This window comes from Limnospira platensis NIES-39 (genome assembly GCF_026000695.1).
In the GTDB taxonomy this organism is placed as follows: Bacteria; Cyanobacteriota; Cyanobacteriia; order Cyanobacteriales; family Microcoleaceae; genus Limnospira; species Limnospira platensis.
The window spans coordinates 1,859,127-1,876,455 of sequence record NZ_AP026945.1 but is presented as its reverse complement, the minus strand read 5'-3'; the positions used below and the strand labels follow the sequence as shown (position 1 = coordinate 1,876,455).

Sequence of the window (17,329 nt, the reverse complement as noted above, 5' to 3'; positions counted from 1 at the left end):
TTCCCAAGCACTACCGCCACGCCCGACGATTCTCTAACTATCGGAAATGCGACAAGGTGGGTGTTTGGGGTGTCATGATTTAGGAGTTTTGGGAACTAGGCAAAATTATGGGATTTACGGTTGATCAAGTGATTCCTTGGGGACGCAGTTTTGATGAGTATTTGCAAATGTTTGCTCTGAGTGAGGATGATTTGCACTACTCTTATTTGGACTGTGCTGGGGGTCCGGCGAGTTTTAATGCGGTGATGACCCGTCGGGGTTATTCTGTGGCTTCCTGTGACCCTCTTTATCGGTTTTCCTCTGCCCAAATTAGCGATCGCATTCAATTGGTTTTGCCTATGGTTATCCAACAGGTAGAAGCTAACCGGGAAGACTACATCTGGCATCAAATAAAATCCCCAGAACACCTCGCACAGGTCCGCCAAGAAGCGATGAATGAGTTTTTGGCGGATTTTGCCCAAGGACGACAAACCGGGCGTTATATCGACGCAGAACTGCCGCATTTGCCTTTTGCTGACCGTCAGTTTGACCGAGCTTTATCGGCTCATTTTCTCTTTTCCTATAGCGATCGACTTTCCCAACAGTTCCATCGAGATGCTATTCTAGAATTATGCCGGGTAGCCAGTATGGTTCTTCTGTTTCCCCTAGTTAGTATTGGGGGAGATACTCCCAGATTTTTACCAAGATTAATTCAGCAATTAACAGCTTTAAAATATGCTGTCGAAATTCAATCAGTCCCCTACCATTTCCAAAAAAGTGGTAATCTTATGATGAAAATTATTTCACCTTAATAAATCACCTTTTAAACGCCGCAAATAAACTTGGACAACCGAATCATTGGGATTTTGATGATAACAGTCTTGAAAAGCCTTAAAAGCCTCCTGAAAATTTTGCTGATGATAGAGTGAAACCCCTTCCGAAAATACTGATAAATTAGATAGTTTGGCTGATAATTCCGGGAAGAAATCATGATTAAAAACCTCGTAAACTTTCACAATTTCTGACCTCCCTTTAACCTGAACTTTATCAACCAAACGAATCCCATAGTTATGGGGATGTTTGAGCTTCACAAATGTAGACTCTGATATCAATAAAGGAACTCGATAAACTTTAGTTAGTTGCTCAATTCGGGAAGCCAAATTAACAGCATCACTAATCACAGTACCTTCGATATGATTATGGTATCCTACTGTTCCTAATATCAATTTTCCCGTATTAATTCCTATGCCTATTTTTAGGGGAATATAGCCAGACTCATTTCGCAGTTTATTATATTCCTTTAAACTTGATAACATAGAAATAGCAGCTTGTACAGCATCATCTGGACTCCGACCAAAAAGCGCCATAATACCATCACCAATATATTTATCAATAAATCCATAATGTTCATTAATTAATGGTGCCATACGGGAAAGATAAGCATTAATTAAATTAAAATTATCTTGGGGAGAAATCCGTTCACTTATGGATGTAAAGTCACGAATATCTGAAAACATTATAGACATTTCTTGTTCGGTATAGTCCCCCAAATTAACATCGATTATACTATCTTTATTTAAAATTTTAATTAACTCTTGTGGCACAAATCTAAAAGCAGCTTTGTTTAAGGAAATTAACTGTTGTTGAGCGATTTGTTTATGATGAATTTCCCGATATATTACCAAATAAAGAGCGGACAGTAATCCTAAATCAAAAACTATTCCTATACCGAAGACCAAGAAAGTATTTTTAATTAATTCATCCGTAGCATCTGACCGAATCTCAAACAATCTTTCTTCCTCATCTTTCATAGTATCTAAAATCTGCCTGATTTCATTCATTAAATTTTTGCCATGATGGGTTTTAACCAATTCAATTGCTGTTTGAGTATTCCCAGATTTAGCCAGTTCAATTGTCATTTGAAGTTCCTCTAATTTTTGGGAAATTAATGTGGATAAATCATCAAGATGTTTTTGCTGAGTCGGATTATCTCTGGTCAAAGATATGAGAACGGATAAATCTTGATCAATCTCTTTAACTGCCTGATTATAAGGTTCTAAATATTCTGGTTCTAGGGTTAGCAAAAAACCCCTTTGACCGGTTTCTGCATCTGATAAATCTGTCGAAATTTCCTCCAAAAATCTTAATACTTGCTTAGTATGTATTTCCCATTCTTTCAGATTAGCCAATTGCTTAGAAGTGTGATAGCCACTGTAAGTAACTATCAGTAGTAAAACAGAAGAAACCACAAAGCCAAACAAGACTTTTTTTTGCAGAGATAAGTTCATAAAATCTGTCTACTTCAGAGCCCAAATATCAACACCCCGCTCCTTCTTTAGTGATCAGCCTAGGAGTAGTCTATTAATAATAACATCACCTAGGACTGATAGCCACCACCCCATAATGGACAATAGATAATTGATAATTATTCCTCCCTCTACCCCTGGGAGAGGGCGATATCATGTAGGGGCGGGTTCGGGAGTTAATTAGACTTGGCACCAGTCAGCTTCATTAACCCGCCCCCAAAACCAGAGTCTGATGGTGCGTCAGCCTACAATTATCGGTTTTTATCGCCATTTTCTGGTCTGACGCACCCTACGGAAATAGGGGCGACATCATGTAGGGGCGGGTTCGGGAGTTAATTAGACTTGACACCAGTCAGCTTAATTAACCCGCCCCCGAAACGAGTCTAAGCCCAATTATTTCACCTTCAAAATAATTCAATAGCAGATAGCGACATCATGTAGGGGCGGGTTCGGGAGTTAATTAGACTTGGCACCAGTCAGCTTAATTAACCCGCCCCCAAAACCAGAGTCTGATGGTGCGTCAGCCTAAAATTATCGGTTTTTATCGGCATTTTCTGGTCTGACGCACCCTACGGAAATAGGGGCGACATCATGTAGGGGCGGGTTCAGGAGTTAATTAGACTTGACGCCACGAGTCTAAGCCCAATTATTTCACCTTCAAAATAATTCAATAGCAGATAGCGACATCATGTAGGGGCGGGTTCGGGAGTTAATTAGACTTGGCACCAGTCAGCTTAATTAACCCGCCCCCAAAACCAGAGTCTGATGGTGCGTCAGCCTACAATTATCGGTTTTTATCGGCATTTTCTGGTCTGACGCACCCTACGGAAATAGGGGCGACATCATGTAGGGGCGGGTTCGGGAGTTAATTAGACTTGACACCAGTCAGCTTAATTAACCCGCCCCCGAAACGAGTCTAAGCCCAATTATTTCACCTTCAAAATAATTCAATAGCAGATAGCGACATCATGTAGGGGCGGGTTCGGGAGTTAATTAGACTTGGCACCAGTCAGCTTAATTAACCCGCCCCCAAAACGAGTCTAAGCCCAATTATTTCACCTTCAAAATAATTCAATAGCAGATAGCGACATCATGTAGGGGCGGGTTCGGGAGTTAATTAGACTTGGCACCAGTCAGCTTAATTAACCCGCCCCCAAAACCAGAGTCTGATGGTGCGTCAGCCTACAATTATCGGTTTTTATCGGCATTTTCTGGTCTGACGCACCCTACGGAAATAGGGGCGACATCATGTAGGGGCGGGTTCGGGAGTTAATTAGACTTGACACCAGTCAGCTTAATTAACCCGCCCCCGAAACGAGTCTAAGCCCAATTATTTCACCTTCAAAATAATTCAATAGCAGATAGCGACATCATGTAGGGGCGGGTTCGGGAGTTAATTAGACTTGGCACCAGTCAGCTTAATTAACCCGCCCCCAAAACCAGAGTCTGATGGTGCGTCAGCCTAAAATTATCGGTTTTTATCGGCATTTTCTGGTCTGACGCACCCTACGGAAATAGGGGCGACATCATGTAGGGGCGGGTTCAGGAGTTAATTAGACTTGACGCCACGAGTCTAAGCCCAATTATTTCACCTTCAAAATAATTCAATAGCAGATAGCGACATCATGTAGGGGCGGGTTCGGGAGTTAATTAGACTTGGCACCAGTCAGCTTAATTAACCCGCCCCCAAAACCAGAGTCTGATGGTGCGTCAGCCTACAATTATCGGTTTTTATCGGCATTTTCTGGTCTGACGCACCCTACGGAAATAGGGGCGACATCATGTAGGGGCGGGTTCGGGAGTTAATTAGACTTGACACCAGTCAGCTTAATTAACCCGCCCCCGAAACGAGTCTAAGCCCAATTATTTCACCTTCAAAATAATTCAATAGCAGATAGCGACATCATGTAGGGGCGGGTTCGGGAGTTAATTAGACTTGGCACCAGTCAGCTTAATTAACCCGCCCCCAAAACCAGAGTCTGATGGTGCGTCAGCCTACAATTATCGGTTTTTATCGGCATTTTCTGGTCTGACGCACCCTACGGAAATAGGGGCGACATCATGTAGGGGCGGGTTCAGGAGTTAATTAGACTTGACACCAGTCAGCTTAATTAACCCGCCCCCGAAACGAGTCTAAGCCCAATTATTTCACCTTCAAAATAATTCAATAGCAGATAGCGACATCATGTAGGGGCGGGTTCGGGAGTTAATTAGACTTGGCACCAGTCAGCTTAATTAACCCGCCCCCAAAACCAGAGTCTGATGGTGCGTCAGCCTAAAATTATCGGTTTTTATCGGCATTTTCTGGTCTGACTCACCCTACGGAAATAGGGGCGACATCATGTAGGGGCGGGTTCGGGAGTTAATTAGACTTGACACCAGTCAGCTTAATTAACCCGCCCCCGAAACGAGTCTAAGCCCAATTATTTCACCTTCAAAATAATTCAATAGCAGATAGCGACATCATGTAGGGGCGGGTTCGGGAGTTAATTAGACTTGGCACCAGTCAGCTTAATTAACCCGCCCCCAAAACCAGAGTCTGATGGTGCGTCAGCCTAAAATTATCGGTTTTTATCGGCATTTTCTGGTCTGACTCACCCTACGGAAATAGGGGCGACATCATGTAGGGGCGGGTTCGGGAGTTAATTAGACTTGACACCAGTCAGCTTAATTAACCCGCCCCCGAAACGAGTCTAAGCCCAATTATTTCACCTTCAAAATAATTCAATAGCAGATAGCGACATCATGTAGGGGCGGGTTCGGGAGTTAATTAGACTTGGCACCAGTCAGCTTAATTAACCCGCCCCCAAAACCAGAGTCTGATGGTGCGTCAGCCTAAAATTATCGGTTTTTATCGGCATTTTCTGGTCTGACTCACCCTACGGAAATAGGGGCGACATCATGTAGGGGCGGGTTCGGGAGTTAATTAGACTTGACACCAGTCAGCTTAATTAACCCGCCCCCGAAACGAGTCTAAGCCCAATTATTTCACCTTCAAAATAATTCAATAGCAGATAGCGACATCATGCAGGGGCGGGTTCGGGAGTTAATTAGACTTAGCACCAGTCAGCTTAATTAACCCGCCCCTTAATTAACCCGCCCCCAAAACCAGAGTCTGATGGTGCGTCAGCCTAAAATTATCGGTTTTTATCGGCATTTTCTGGTCTGACGCACCCCACGGAAATAGGGAAGTTAAAAGCTATCCTCGTGTTCATCAATAGCTTCGCTACCGCCACCAACAGCAACCAAATCGATTTGTTGACGGTAGTAGTCTACACTCTTGACCTGAACTTCCACATTATCGCCAAGACGGTACTGATTGCGGTTTTTGCGACCGACTAAGGTTTGCTGACGGGAACGGTATTCGTACCAGTCATCTTTAAGGGAAGACACATGAACTAACCCTTCTACCCTGAGAGTTGAACCACCAGGAGACTCTAGTTCAATCTCGACAAAAAAGCCATAGGACTGAACCCCAGTAATCAAACCTACAAAAGTTTGACCTGTGCGTTCTTTCATAAACCCAGTTTTTTTGAGTCCCTCTAGGTCTTCCTCAGCATCAGCCGCCACGCTTTCCCTTTCGCTGAGGTGAACGACGAGTTGAGTTAACTGGGTTTCGAGATCATGTTGTAACTCTGGAGGTAAGACATTCCAGGAAATTTTACCCTCTGATGAGGAATGATGGAGGTTAACTGGTTCTTTAGAACGACTGGAACGGCGATCGCGTCCTTCCTCAAATACGGCTTTGAGAACCCGACAAATTTGCAGGTCACAATAGCGAGAAATGGGTGAGGTACAGTGAGTATAGGCGGGTAATGCCAAGCCAAAATGCAGTTTAGGAACTGTACTATAAACAGTAGGCTTGAGACTATCTTCAAGCAGATAAGTTAATACCCTCTCGGCTCGAGTGTTTTTAATGGCTTGGGTAAATGCTTGAAAATCTTGGGGTTGAATTTCGGCTTCATCATCAATATCAAGTTCACAACCGAGATGAATCGACAACTTGACCAATTCAGCGACATCAGCGGGGTCTGGGGAGCCTTGAACGCGATAGATAGCGGGAACACCAAGAGATTGCAAGTGGCTGGCGACTACCTGATTAGCTAAAATAATCAACTCGGATACCATGGCCTGAGACACTAATTTGGTGCCAGAAATCATGGGCCCAAGTTCCCCTTCATCATTAAAATGACAATGGGTATCAGGAAGGTTCATTTCAAAACCACCGCGCAACTCCCGCATTTGTCGAATGGCGCGACTGACTTCTAGGAGGTCTTCTATAATGCGATTATCTTCGGAAGATTCGCCATCAAGAATGCTTTGGGCTTCCTGATATGTTATTTGTCGGTCAACGCGGACGATACTAGGCTGAATTTCATATTCTAGGATTTTTCCAGTCGGACCTAGTTCAATCATGATGGATAAAGCGAGGCGATCTTCTCCGGGAACTAAAGAAATGCGATCGCAGCTAAGGGAAGCCGGAAGAATAGGGATATATTTATCAGCCAAGTAAATGCCGATACCTCGCCGCCTGGCTTCGCGATCTAAAGCGGTGTCTGGTTGAATATAATGGGAGCTATCGGCGATATGAATGGCTAATTTCCAGTTCCCCGAATCGGTTTCTTTCAGGCTGAGGGCGTGGTCAATGGTATATTGAGCGGGTTCGTCTTCTGGCTTGAGGACTGAAAATTCAGGATTGCCCAAATCGGGGCTAAAGGAAAGAGTGGGCTCGTCGCGCAGATCCAGTCTATTTTCCAGGTCGCTCTTTTTGAGGGTAGCACTAGCAGCTAGGAGGATTTCGGTTTCCTGTAGTACAGTTTTGGGAAAGGACCGGGGTAAATCATGTTTACAACAGACAATATCTAGGTCTTCTGCTTCCTCAGCATCAGAACCCAGAACTTGTACCACCCTACCAACAGGGCGATGAATACCCAGGGGATAGCGCACTACTTCGACATGAACTAGGTGATCGACAGCATCAACGAGTTCCTCTGGGGGGTTAACCAGATTCATTTCAAACAGCAATCGGTCATCTAAGGGAACCGCGCGATATCCTTTTTTGGTTTGCTTGACGCGAGCGAGTACCGAGGGGTTAGCTCGTTCTAGGATTAGGTAGACTTCTCCTTCGGGGGAACGACGACGGGAGCCTTCTTTAATAATTCTCACCAGGACGCGATCGCCATTCCAGGCGGTACTCAGGTGACTTTCCCGGATGTAGACATCCTCGGCACTTTCCGCGTCTTGAATCGCAAAGCAGAAGCCTTTGCTGGAACATCGCAATTTGGCTTCTACAATACTCTCCTGTTCTATGCGACGATAGCGGCCCTTATCTTTTTCCAAAAGGCCAATCCGCTCTAGGGCATCAATGGCGATCTGAAATTTTCGCAGACTCTCTTCATCAGAGGTCAGTTTTTTTTCTAGGGCCTTGGGGGCTACAGATTTATCCTCTGTGAAGTTGGCTAACAGTGTAGCGATTGAAAATTCCATGTAGCGATTTTCCTTCGTGATGTGATGTCGATGGCTATGGGTGGTTCTAACGCAACTTCTGCCTTTGTTAGTTTCAGCCACTTTTCCAGGACTCACTTTTTCCCACCATGCCAAGACGAATCACCCCAGAAAGACAGTGATACAATTTGAGTTAAGAGCGCTCGGCAACCTTACAAAAAAATGCTAAGGGGGGGATGTACAACGATGCCCCACAGGTGGAAAAGTGTTGTCAGGGGCAGACGGGCTGCGTCGGCCACCACATTCGAGCTAATTATATGCTATCACCTTAATCTAAGATTATGTTGACTCAATTTAGAAGCCGCTATCCCACTGGGGGACTTATCTTGGAGTTAATTGCTATTGAGAACAATCAATATATTGTTCGGGTATTGGTACAGGTAGCAGGGGTAACTCTGGCATCGGGACTGGGTATGGCTGAAACTGTGGAGTTGGCTGAGGATAGAGCCAGAGAGCGATCGCTAAAGTGTTTGGATTTGGGGTTACAGAAAATCAGGCAGAATTTACCCCAGGCTGATTTCCCCATATTGTCAGATACTTTACCGCCTCCCGTTGTCCCTAGTACACCAAATCAGTCTGCTGTGGACTCACTCACCACTGGCGGCGAAACTCTGGGGCTTGACTCGATGGCTATGCCTTCTGATGAGTGGCTATCTGCCACCTATATTAAACCTCCAGCCGGGTCTCAATCTTTACCTGATGCTACCACTACCCAGAACCAGCCCTCAACCAAAGGGCGAGGGGCTTCTCTGCCCCATTTGCCCAGCGATGAACTAGAAACCTCAGAAAATAGGATTATTCATCAGCCATAACCGCCATCTGTTAAGGTTTCCCTAGAGATTCCCTATAATGATGATCTGTCTGACGATATTGCCAAAACCAATATTGAGTTACGAAGGTTAGGTTGGACAGCGGAACAGGGTTCTACACATCTACTCAAGACCTACGGAAAGCGATCGCGCCACCAGTTAACTTCTGAAGAATTGCTGGACTTTTTACACTATTTACAATCGATTTAGAATGTTTGATAGTTCCCCCGCCAACCCCCAACCCTAGAGGGCTTCTGGGTGGCAGGCGAGGAACTAGCGGGGCTCCACCCCTACATTAGAGCCCAGAGGGAGAGGGGCTTTCGACTGTGCAATGTTCTATATTAACTGTCAACCGGATTAGATGCAGAAGGACGGCGACTAATAACTTGATCGATGAGGCCGTAATTAACCGCATCTTCAGCAGACATAAAGAAATCCCTTTCTGTGTCTTCTTCGATACGGGATAGGGGTTGGCTGGTGTGTTTAGCGAGATTTTCGTTAAGTTGCCGTTTCAGATAGAGAATTTCTCTGGCCTGAATTTCAATATCAGTAGCTTGTCCTTGTGCGCCTCCGAGGGGTTGGTGAATCATAATCCGGGAGTGGGGGAGGCTGTAACGCTTTCCTTTAGCCCCGGCGCTGAGGAGAAATGCCCCCATACTGGCTGCTAGTCCCAGACAGACGGTGCAGACATCAGGACGAATATGGTTCATGGTGTCAAAGATGCCTAATCCCGCATTAACCCCCCCACCTGGGGAGTTGATGTATAGATAAATATCTTTTTCGGGGTCTTCTGCGTCTAAAAATAGCAGTTGAGCGACAATTAAGTTAGCAACATCTGAGTTAACTTGGGTTCCTAGAAACACGATGCGATCGCGCAGGAGTCGGGAGTAAATATCAAAGGCGCGTTCACCACGGCCTGATTGTTCGATGACGGTTGGAATCATAACGTGCTGCTAAGACTGTTAATAGATACTGTTGATCTATTGTAGCGATTTTCTGTGCCTAGACTTTCAGAAACCACCGACGATTATACATGATATAGGCGATCGCCCACCAAAATATGACTGTAGCTACAGCATACATCAGCGATCCATTGAGGAATCCAGCCCAGGATACAAATATATTTTCATAGATCCAGGTTTTCAGATTCGGGCTAACGGGTTCGCTACCTACCCGGATCCGTATTAATATCCTGGCCAGTAAGCCGGAAGCCACAAATAGAAATATGGCATTAACTCCCATGATTTCAAAAGGTTTCCCCCACCGTCGCCAGTTTTTAACTTCTATGACCCCATAACAGAAGGCTAATAATAGCAGTCCCCACCCGGCGGTCACTAATACATAGGAACTGGTCCACAGTGCCTTATTAATGGGAAACCATATCCCCCACAAATAGCCGACCACAAGGCTACTGAGGGCAAACATTACTAGGTTAATGACGGTGAGACTATTGCGGGGTTGGGATTTTAGCCATTCTCCGGTAAGATAGCCGATGATTACGGTAACTGTAGCGGGTGCGGTGCTAAATAATCCTTCTGGGTCGTAGGGACCGCCTCGCCACAAATGATGGGAACCTAAAATTGTCTGGTCTATGAATGCGCCTAAGTTGCCTTCTGGTGATAGGTTGCCTGGGCTATAACCAGGTACGGGAATCATGGTCATAGCCAGCCAGTAACCTATGAGGGTGAAAATGGAAATTAGCCACAATTGCCGTCGGGAGAGGTTTAAAATGGCGATCGCACTTAGTCCATAGGCGATCGCTATTCGTTGTAATACTCCCATGATCCGGATATTGGCTAGGTCATAGTTGGGAAAACCATTTAGGATTAACCCCAAGAGAAACAGTAGCAGACATCGCCGCCCTATTCGACTATAAACTGATGGGGGTACTCCGTCGCCACCTAAACGATGTTCTGGGGAAAATTTGGACAGGGAAAAGGCGATCGCTACTCCCACAATTAATAGGAAACTGGGGAAAACTACATCGGTGGGAGTGCAGCCATGCCATTGGGCGTGTTGCAATACCGGATACATATAACCCCAGCTTCCGGGGTTATTCACCAGTATCATGGCGGCGATCGCTATACCTCTAAATACATCAAGGGATATTAAGCGTATCTTAGTATTGATCAAGGTCATCAATTTTCACCATACCTCTGGATTTACAGTAATTTTAGTAATGCTTGGATAGGATGATTGGGGGTAAAATGACTAAATCTGTGAATTTGCGATCGACAAGAATAACCTGTGACTAAGATTTGATCGGGATTATCTATGGTTGAGATAATTCGCCCCCAACTACTATTATAAATTTCTTGGGATTGCTGATAGTGTTCGGCTTCATGACCATATATTCCCGCCATTCCGCAACAGCTTGTATTGATGATATTTAATTCTAATCCCATGGCTTCAAATAGCTGTTGCCATTGTTTTTGAGAGGTTAAAACGGCAGTTTTTTCCTGGCAATGTCCGAACAGGAAATAAGGCTGATTGGCGCTGAGTTTGGGTAAGCGATCGCCATATTTTATCAGAAACTCTTGCAGTAAGTTAATGGTTGGTAAGGCTTGACTAAAATTAAGCATTTTCGGGTATTCATCCCGATAAGTTAAAACTATACTAGGTTCAATGCCAATTAGGGGAATTTCTAGGGATTTTAATTGTTGCAACCATTGGCAGTTTTGGGAAGCGATCGCTTTAAACTCTCGCAAAAATCCTTTAACATGGGTGGGTTTACCACTGGGGAAAAAATCGGGTATATAAACATTATATCCTAATTTATGCAGAAAATCATAGACTGCTAATACCAGGGAAGATTCATAAAAACTGGTAAAGGCATCCTGTAGCAAAATCACACTACATTGCTTTTCCGACCCACTTAAATTTTCCAGCCTATCCAGATTAAATTTGGGGTGGTGGCGCGTCCGTAAACCTTCCTGGAGGGTGGGATGACTCACTACCGGAGGATCTACCATATTTAACAGAGTTTTAGTCGCCGCTTTTGATAGAGAATTTTGGCTTAATATATTGGCTATTTTTGGATGCAAAGATTGCCACTTTGACAGGGTTTCTATATGGGCGATTAGATAATCTCTAAAGGGTCGCAAATATCGAGTATGATAAAGATATAAAAACTTTGATTTCATGTCCGGGATATTCACATGAATGGGACATTGACTAGCGCAGGCTTTACAGGATAAACAGCCATTCATAGCTGCATAAACTTCCTGGGAATAATCATAATCTCCCCGCCATTGTTTGTGTTTGAGGGTATTCCAGAGGCGCATTATTAAAGTTGTCGGAGTTTCGGTAATTTCATCACCATGATTTTCTAGGAGTCTTAGCCACTCCCGCAACAAACTCGATCGCCCTTTTGGGGAATGAATGCGATCGCGAGTTACCCGATAGGAAGGACACATCACATCATCAGGATCGAAGTTAAAACAAGCGCCATTACCATTACAGTTAAACGCCCCTTCATATTCACTAATTTGGCTAGGATTAACTTGGCGGTCAAATTCTCCCCGCATGGGTGAATCTAATTTAACTACCGTATCTAAACTATCTATAGGCGTGACAATTTTACCCGGATTTAGTCGGTTTTTGGGGTCAAAGATAGTTTTCACTTCTCGCAAAACTTGATATAATTCCTCCCCAAAAAACTCCGGTGTATATTCACTCCTAAAACCTTTACCATGTTCTCCCCAAAATACTCCCCCATATTCACGCACTAAAGCCACAATGCGATCGGATAATTCGCGGACTAATTCTGCATCAGCGGGAACCTTTAAATCCAAAGCCGGACGCAAATGCAAACAACCAACATCTACATGACCATACATCCCATAAATCAGATTATATTCTGCTAATAAATCCCGCAATTCTCCAATATATTTAGCTAGATGCACCGGAGGAACCACTGTATCCTCAATAAACGGTATCGGTTTACGATTTCCCGGTTGATTTCCCAGAAGTCCCGCCCCCTTACTACGAAGTTTCCAGAGATTAATAATTTCCTGATTATCCTTTGCCAAATAATAACCATTTGTCCCCTGATTTTCCCCTGTAATTTTCCCAATAATTGAGTCTATTTTGGGTTGAATATCAGCCTCGCTTTCTCCCACAAATTCCACTAAATTTATAGTCCCAGATGCCGGGATAAAATCCTTAACTGCATCATAGATTTCATCCTGTTTAGCCAAATTAAGAATCGTCTCATCAATAGTTTCGATCGCCCCTGGTTCCGAGGTCAATAAATCCATAGCCCCTTCCAAGGCATAATTAAAACTTTCATAATGAATAACCAGTAGTTTTTTCGCCTGGGGAATTGGGGTAAGTTTAAGTTTGGCTTCCGTGATAACTCCTAAAGTTCCCTCCGCCCCTGCTAATAAATAATTCAGGTTAAAAGTTTGTTTATCCTCCGAATAGACCTTAGCCAAGTTATAGCCAGTCATAAATCGGGTCAGTTGAGGAAATACCTGATTGATTTTCTCTTCGTTTTCCGTGAGAAGGTCAGCCAGACGATTATAAATATTTCCCACTCTCCCCCCTTGCTTTTTCAGGCGGTTTAATGCTATAGTATCCATAGGGGTGGAAATGCTTTCAGTGCCATCTGGTAACACCCAGGCTAACTCCAAAATGTGTGGACTGGTTCGCCCATAAATTCGCGACCCCTTCCCACAAGCATCAGTGTTAATCATTCCCCCAATAGTCGCCCGATTACTAGGCGCTACCGAAGGAGCAAAAAAGACACCATGAGGCTTTAAACATGAGTTAAGTTGGTCTAAAACTACTCCAGGCTGAACGCGGACCCATCCCTCGTCTAAATTGATTTCTAAGATGTTATTCATAAACTTAGAACAATCGATAATAATTCCCCTAGATAAGGATTGACCATTAGTTCCGGTTCCCCCTCCTCGGGGAGAAAAGGTGATATTTTGATAGGGAGTTTGATTAGCTAGTTTAAACAGAATCACTAAATCATGATGGTTTCTTGGGTAAACTACTCCCTGGGGAAGTATCTGATAAATACTGTTATCAGTTGCGGTTACTAAACGAGTCGCAAAATCTCCCTTAACCTCTCCCGAAAAACCAGTTTTTTCTAACTGATTCAAGAATCCCAAATAATCGGAATTTATAGTATCTTCTGGCTGTAAATTGGGAATCATCAATCCTCCTTGTTGTTAGTCAGTTAGAGGTTCATTAGCCAAGTTAAGATTTGGTGGGTTTAGGCGTTGATTAAGTATATTTTTAATACTTTCCGCCACATAACTCGAAAGGATATGTTCACCAGCCGGGGTATAGTGACAACAGTTATCAATGTACATGATTTCTGGCGCAGCATCAAAAATATTGACCCCATTAAAAATAGTCACCCCCGCCGCCTCCAAGTCAGCAATTCGATTTAATAGTAGAGGATAACCTGCTACAATAGGCTGGCGGTAAGGGGTATTCTCACTAAATGCGATCGCTTTTTCTTCGCTACTAAAAACCCTATTAGTGGCATGATATTGGTTAGGTTGCAGAATATGGAAATAGGGAATATTTTTCGCAGATAAAATATGATTCATCACCGTAGAAGTTCTCACCCATGTATCAGTAATTTTAGCCAAGGCTTTCTCTTCCGGTAAAACTGACTCTTGAGTATAAAATAAAAATACGCTGCCTTCTCCGCCGTCATCATCAGGAATTTGTTGATATCTTTGAAAGCGTGCAACCTCCTGGTAATAATCTTTAATTAATCCTTGGATAGCCAGATTGTTGATAGTATAACAAGATGCCATCCGACAATTTTTTAAGTTAGAAACAACCTGATTAATTCGAGGTTTAGCTTGCTTAATTTTCAGTAAACTTTCTAAGGCTTTCGTAGATAAACTCTGATTACCTAAATTAGTTAAAGGTTGGATATGAGATGCACTTGGCATTGTCAATTCCAGTTTTTGTTCATTATTAACACTAGATAAAGCCAGTTCATTAAACCCATCAATATTAATCACCATATCAAACACTTGACCCACAGACAGCAGATAATTCAAAATCAAAAGCTGTTGTGGCTGTTTATAACCTCCCGTAGCAAAGGATAAAATAATTAATTCTTTGTTTTCTAAGCCAGGAACTTCTCTAAGTTTGGTTTCTAAAATTCCATTTTGAATCTCATAGATAGAATAGTTAGAAGCCACTGACCCCCCAAACACTCCCACTATAAATTGATTTTCGTTAGTTTTCACAAAGGGATAATTATATGGAGAAATAAAGCCATAGTTATTATATTTGAACCCCGGACGAAAATCAGGACCCGGTTTAGGTGCATATCCGAAATAGGGATGTAGTCTTTCTACGATAGAAATTTCCATCCTCATACCTTCTAGGTTCAAACCCATTTCTTCAATGCTTGGTCGTTGACGAGTATAAAATAACTGGTTATGGCGGACTAAATAAAAACCCAGGGAACCCAATTCTACAAAAAACCCTAACAACAATAGGTTAATTAAAGTGATTTTCCCAACTTCTTTGATTTGCTTGCGATTAAATTTGTGTTTCATTATCATAGATTAATAGGAGGTGATAATCATCGAAACTGTCAAACATTAGCAACTCATATATAAGTTATAGCCGAATACTTAGGGGGTTATTGACTGGAGACGGTTAACAATGGAATTGCCAATATATTCAGTAAAGATTTCTTGACCTCTGGGTGTATAGTGACAACAACTGTCTCTATATACCGTTTCTGGTTGGGTGTCAAAAACTGTCACAGCATTGATAACATTAACCCCAAAATTTGGCAAATCTTCCCCTCTAGCAAGTAACCGAGGATAGCCTTGTATAACTCCTTCTATATACGGGTTATCATCAAAAATGGCAATTTCTTCGGCGGTGAAAGTTCTTTGGGTGGGATGATACTGATTAGGCTGTATTACATGAAAATAAGGGATATTTTTATTTGCTAAAGTTTGATGAATCATTTGGGAAGAGTTAAACCAGATATCTACCATTTTATCAAAGGCTATGTCATCTGGTAAAACCTGGGTATTTTGGGGTATGGAAATTAAACTATTGGCTAAATCATCTTCATTTTGGCGTAACTCAATCTGCATGGCATCTAAGGCTGCGACCTGGCTTTGATATTTTCTAGTGAGTTGATTAACTTGATAGGAATTCCAAGCGTAACAAGAGGCGAGTTTACAGTTTTCTAACCTCTGAATTTGACGGACTAATTTTTCCCTGGTTTCGTTCATTTCCGCCAAAGCTAAAACGACAGGAATATTAGTATTAGCCAAGGCGGTTAGGGGTTGAATGTGTTGGAAACTCGGCATGGAAACTGGGACAGATGCTTGATTATTTAATGGTGGTAATGCAACTTCATTAAAACCATCAATATTAACCACTAAGTCTAATTCCTGACCAATTGACAAAAAGTAGTTGAGAATTAATAACTGTTGAGGTTGTTTATAACCCCCATGAGCAAAGTTTAAGATAATAAATTCTTTATTGGCTAATTCGGGAACTGTTCTGAGTTGTTTAATTAAAGTATTTGATAATTCCTTATGAGTAACTTCATAATTGGCAAAGTCAACGGCGACAGAACCCCCAAAAATACCAATAATAAACTGATTATCATTTTGTCTGATCAAGGGGTAATCATGGAGACCAAAAAATCCGTAGTTATTCACCCGCAAGCCAAAGGGATTATCCGCAAATAAGCCGGGTTTTAATACATAGCCAAAAAAGGGGTGAAAACGCTCGACTATAGCATTTTTATCATCATTGTTTCCGGTAGGTTGTTCCCTCACCCCTATCTGTTCTAGAAGTTGATTTGTGGCGGTTTTATCACGATTATGAGTATAAATAAACCGCTGTTCTGTGACTAGGTAAAACAGGAGAGGTACGACTTCTAAGATGAGTAAAATTAGGGCTAAATTAATGCCGACAATTCCGAGCAACTCTCGATTAACCACCCCCCGTTTAGCGGATTTTTCCTCAATGGGGGTTGATGGTCGTTTAAATAATGGCAGATTTTTCATATAATCCAGGTCAGGAAAATCAAGAAATTAGGGGGTTAGAAAATTACTCTTTCCCCCAATTGCCAACAATTTCGACGCTAATACAGTATCAAAATAAAGTATAAATGAAAGGTGCGATCGCCGACCCTTGACTAAGGACAATCAAAGCCCCCAACAACACCATAGTAATAATCAACGGTAGCAGCCAATATTTTTTGCGCTCCCGCAGAAAACCCCACAAATCTTTCAGAAAATCTAATGTTGCTTCAAACACTAGAAAGGACGCTCCATACTTACTCTTGAACGGACTTGACTGGGAACCCGATAGGTTGATACATTAGGATCTAGATCTCGTTTCATGGCATCAGAGCCAAATAAACGCTTAATCGCCCCCATCGGTGCAATCATAACGTAAAACACAGCCCCCAAAATAATTCGGGTATTAATTCCGGCTAAAACCAAGCCTATCCGCATCCAAGTATAATAAATCGGATTAAGAGTTGACGGAGACAGGAAAGACCACACCCAGAGAATAGTCGCCACCACCCAGGGCCAAGCAGGGGGCGGCCAGTGGCGGAAAATTAATGGCAACAGTAAGCCAAACAAGCCAGCACAAATTGCACCCGTTGTCAAGCCAAATTCCCGCAAGCCTTTTCTATCAAGTTTGGGGATATCGTGATCAGTCATAGTGAATTTTTGCAACCAATTATATAACAGAGAACAGAAAACT

Annotated in this window: 12 protein-coding genes; 3 read left to right on the top strand and 9 right to left on the bottom strand. The window is 42.9% G+C overall.

What is annotated here, in order from left to right:
* The first annotated feature begins 107 nt into the window (after positions 1-107).
* Positions 108-791, top strand: coding sequence for a class I SAM-dependent methyltransferase (locus N39L_RS09210; protein WP_006617833.1), 684 nt, complete (start codon positions 108-110; stop codon positions 789-791).
* Here the strand turns inward: N39L_RS09210 and N39L_RS09205 are convergent.
* On the bottom strand, positions 783-2,267 hold the full coding sequence (locus tag N39L_RS09205; RefSeq protein ID WP_014275029.1) for a CHASE3 domain-containing protein: 1,485 nt from the start codon (positions 2,265-2,267) through the stop codon (positions 783-785). The genes N39L_RS09210 and N39L_RS09205 overlap by 9 nt on opposite strands.
* Positions 2,268-5,477: 3,210 nt before the next feature.
* Positions 5,478-7,772, bottom strand: coding sequence for a ribonuclease R family protein (locus N39L_RS09200; protein ID WP_006616719.1), 2,295 nt, complete (start codon positions 7,770-7,772; stop codon positions 5,478-5,480).
* 299 nt (positions 7,773-8,071) lie between these two features.
* Here N39L_RS09200 and N39L_RS09195 point away from each other — a divergent pair, with 299 nt between their 5' ends.
* Together N39L_RS09195 and N39L_RS33280 are read left to right on the top strand one after the other, a co-directional pair.
* The gene (locus tag N39L_RS09195) at positions 8,072-8,602 is read left to right on the top strand and encodes a hypothetical protein (protein WP_006616718.1); all 531 of its coding nucleotides are present in this window, start codon (positions 8,072-8,074) and stop codon (positions 8,600-8,602) included.
* Positions 8,603-8,629: 27 nt separating this feature from the next.
* Positions 8,630-8,809 carry a slr1353 family protein gene (locus tag N39L_RS33280; RefSeq protein ID WP_493572994.1) on the top strand — a complete coding sequence of 60 codons (180 nt, stop codon included), beginning with the start codon at positions 8,630-8,632 and terminating at the stop codon, positions 8,807-8,809.
* A 131-nt stretch (positions 8,810-8,940) separates the two neighbouring features.
* Here N39L_RS33280 and clpP read toward each other — a convergent pair whose 3' ends face one another.
* From clpP to N39L_RS09160, 7 genes are all read right to left on the bottom strand, one after another.
* Positions 8,941-9,543 carry an ATP-dependent Clp endopeptidase proteolytic subunit ClpP gene (gene clpP / locus N39L_RS09190; RefSeq protein ID WP_006616717.1) on the bottom strand — a complete coding sequence of 201 codons (603 nt, stop codon included), beginning with the start codon at positions 9,541-9,543 and terminating at the stop codon, positions 8,941-8,943.
* A 58-nt stretch (positions 9,544-9,601) separates the two neighbouring features.
* A complete protein-coding gene (locus N39L_RS09185; protein WP_006616716.1) occupies positions 9,602-10,738 on the bottom strand; it encodes an acyltransferase family protein in 1,137 nt (378 codons plus the stop codon).
* A 23-nt stretch (positions 10,739-10,761) separates the two neighbouring features.
* The gene (locus N39L_RS09180; RefSeq protein WP_014275026.1) at positions 10,762-13,764 is read right to left on the bottom strand and encodes an FAD-binding and (Fe-S)-binding domain-containing protein; all 3,003 of its coding nucleotides are present in this window, start codon (positions 13,762-13,764) and stop codon (positions 10,762-10,764) included.
* Between the two features lie 15 nt (positions 13,765-13,779).
* The gene (locus N39L_RS09175) at positions 13,780-15,138 is read right to left on the bottom strand and encodes a hypothetical protein (protein WP_014275025.1); all 1,359 of its coding nucleotides are present in this window, start codon (positions 15,136-15,138) and stop codon (positions 13,780-13,782) included.
* Between the two features lie 78 nt (positions 15,139-15,216).
* Positions 15,217-16,620: a hypothetical protein gene (locus N39L_RS09170; protein WP_006617092.1), complete on the bottom strand. Its 1,404-nt coding sequence runs from the start codon at positions 16,618-16,620 to the stop codon at positions 15,217-15,219.
* Between the two features lie 88 nt (positions 16,621-16,708).
* Complete coding sequence (locus tag N39L_RS09165) at positions 16,709-16,873, bottom strand: DUF5989 family protein (protein WP_006617091.1); 165 nt, start codon at positions 16,871-16,873, stop codon at positions 16,709-16,711.
* Positions 16,873-17,286: an SxtJ family membrane protein gene (locus N39L_RS09160; RefSeq protein ID WP_006617090.1), complete on the bottom strand. Its 414-nt coding sequence runs from the start codon at positions 17,284-17,286 to the stop codon at positions 16,873-16,875. Before N39L_RS09160 ends, N39L_RS09165 begins: the two co-directional genes overlap by 1 nt.
* Positions 17,287-17,329 lie beyond the last annotated feature (43 nt).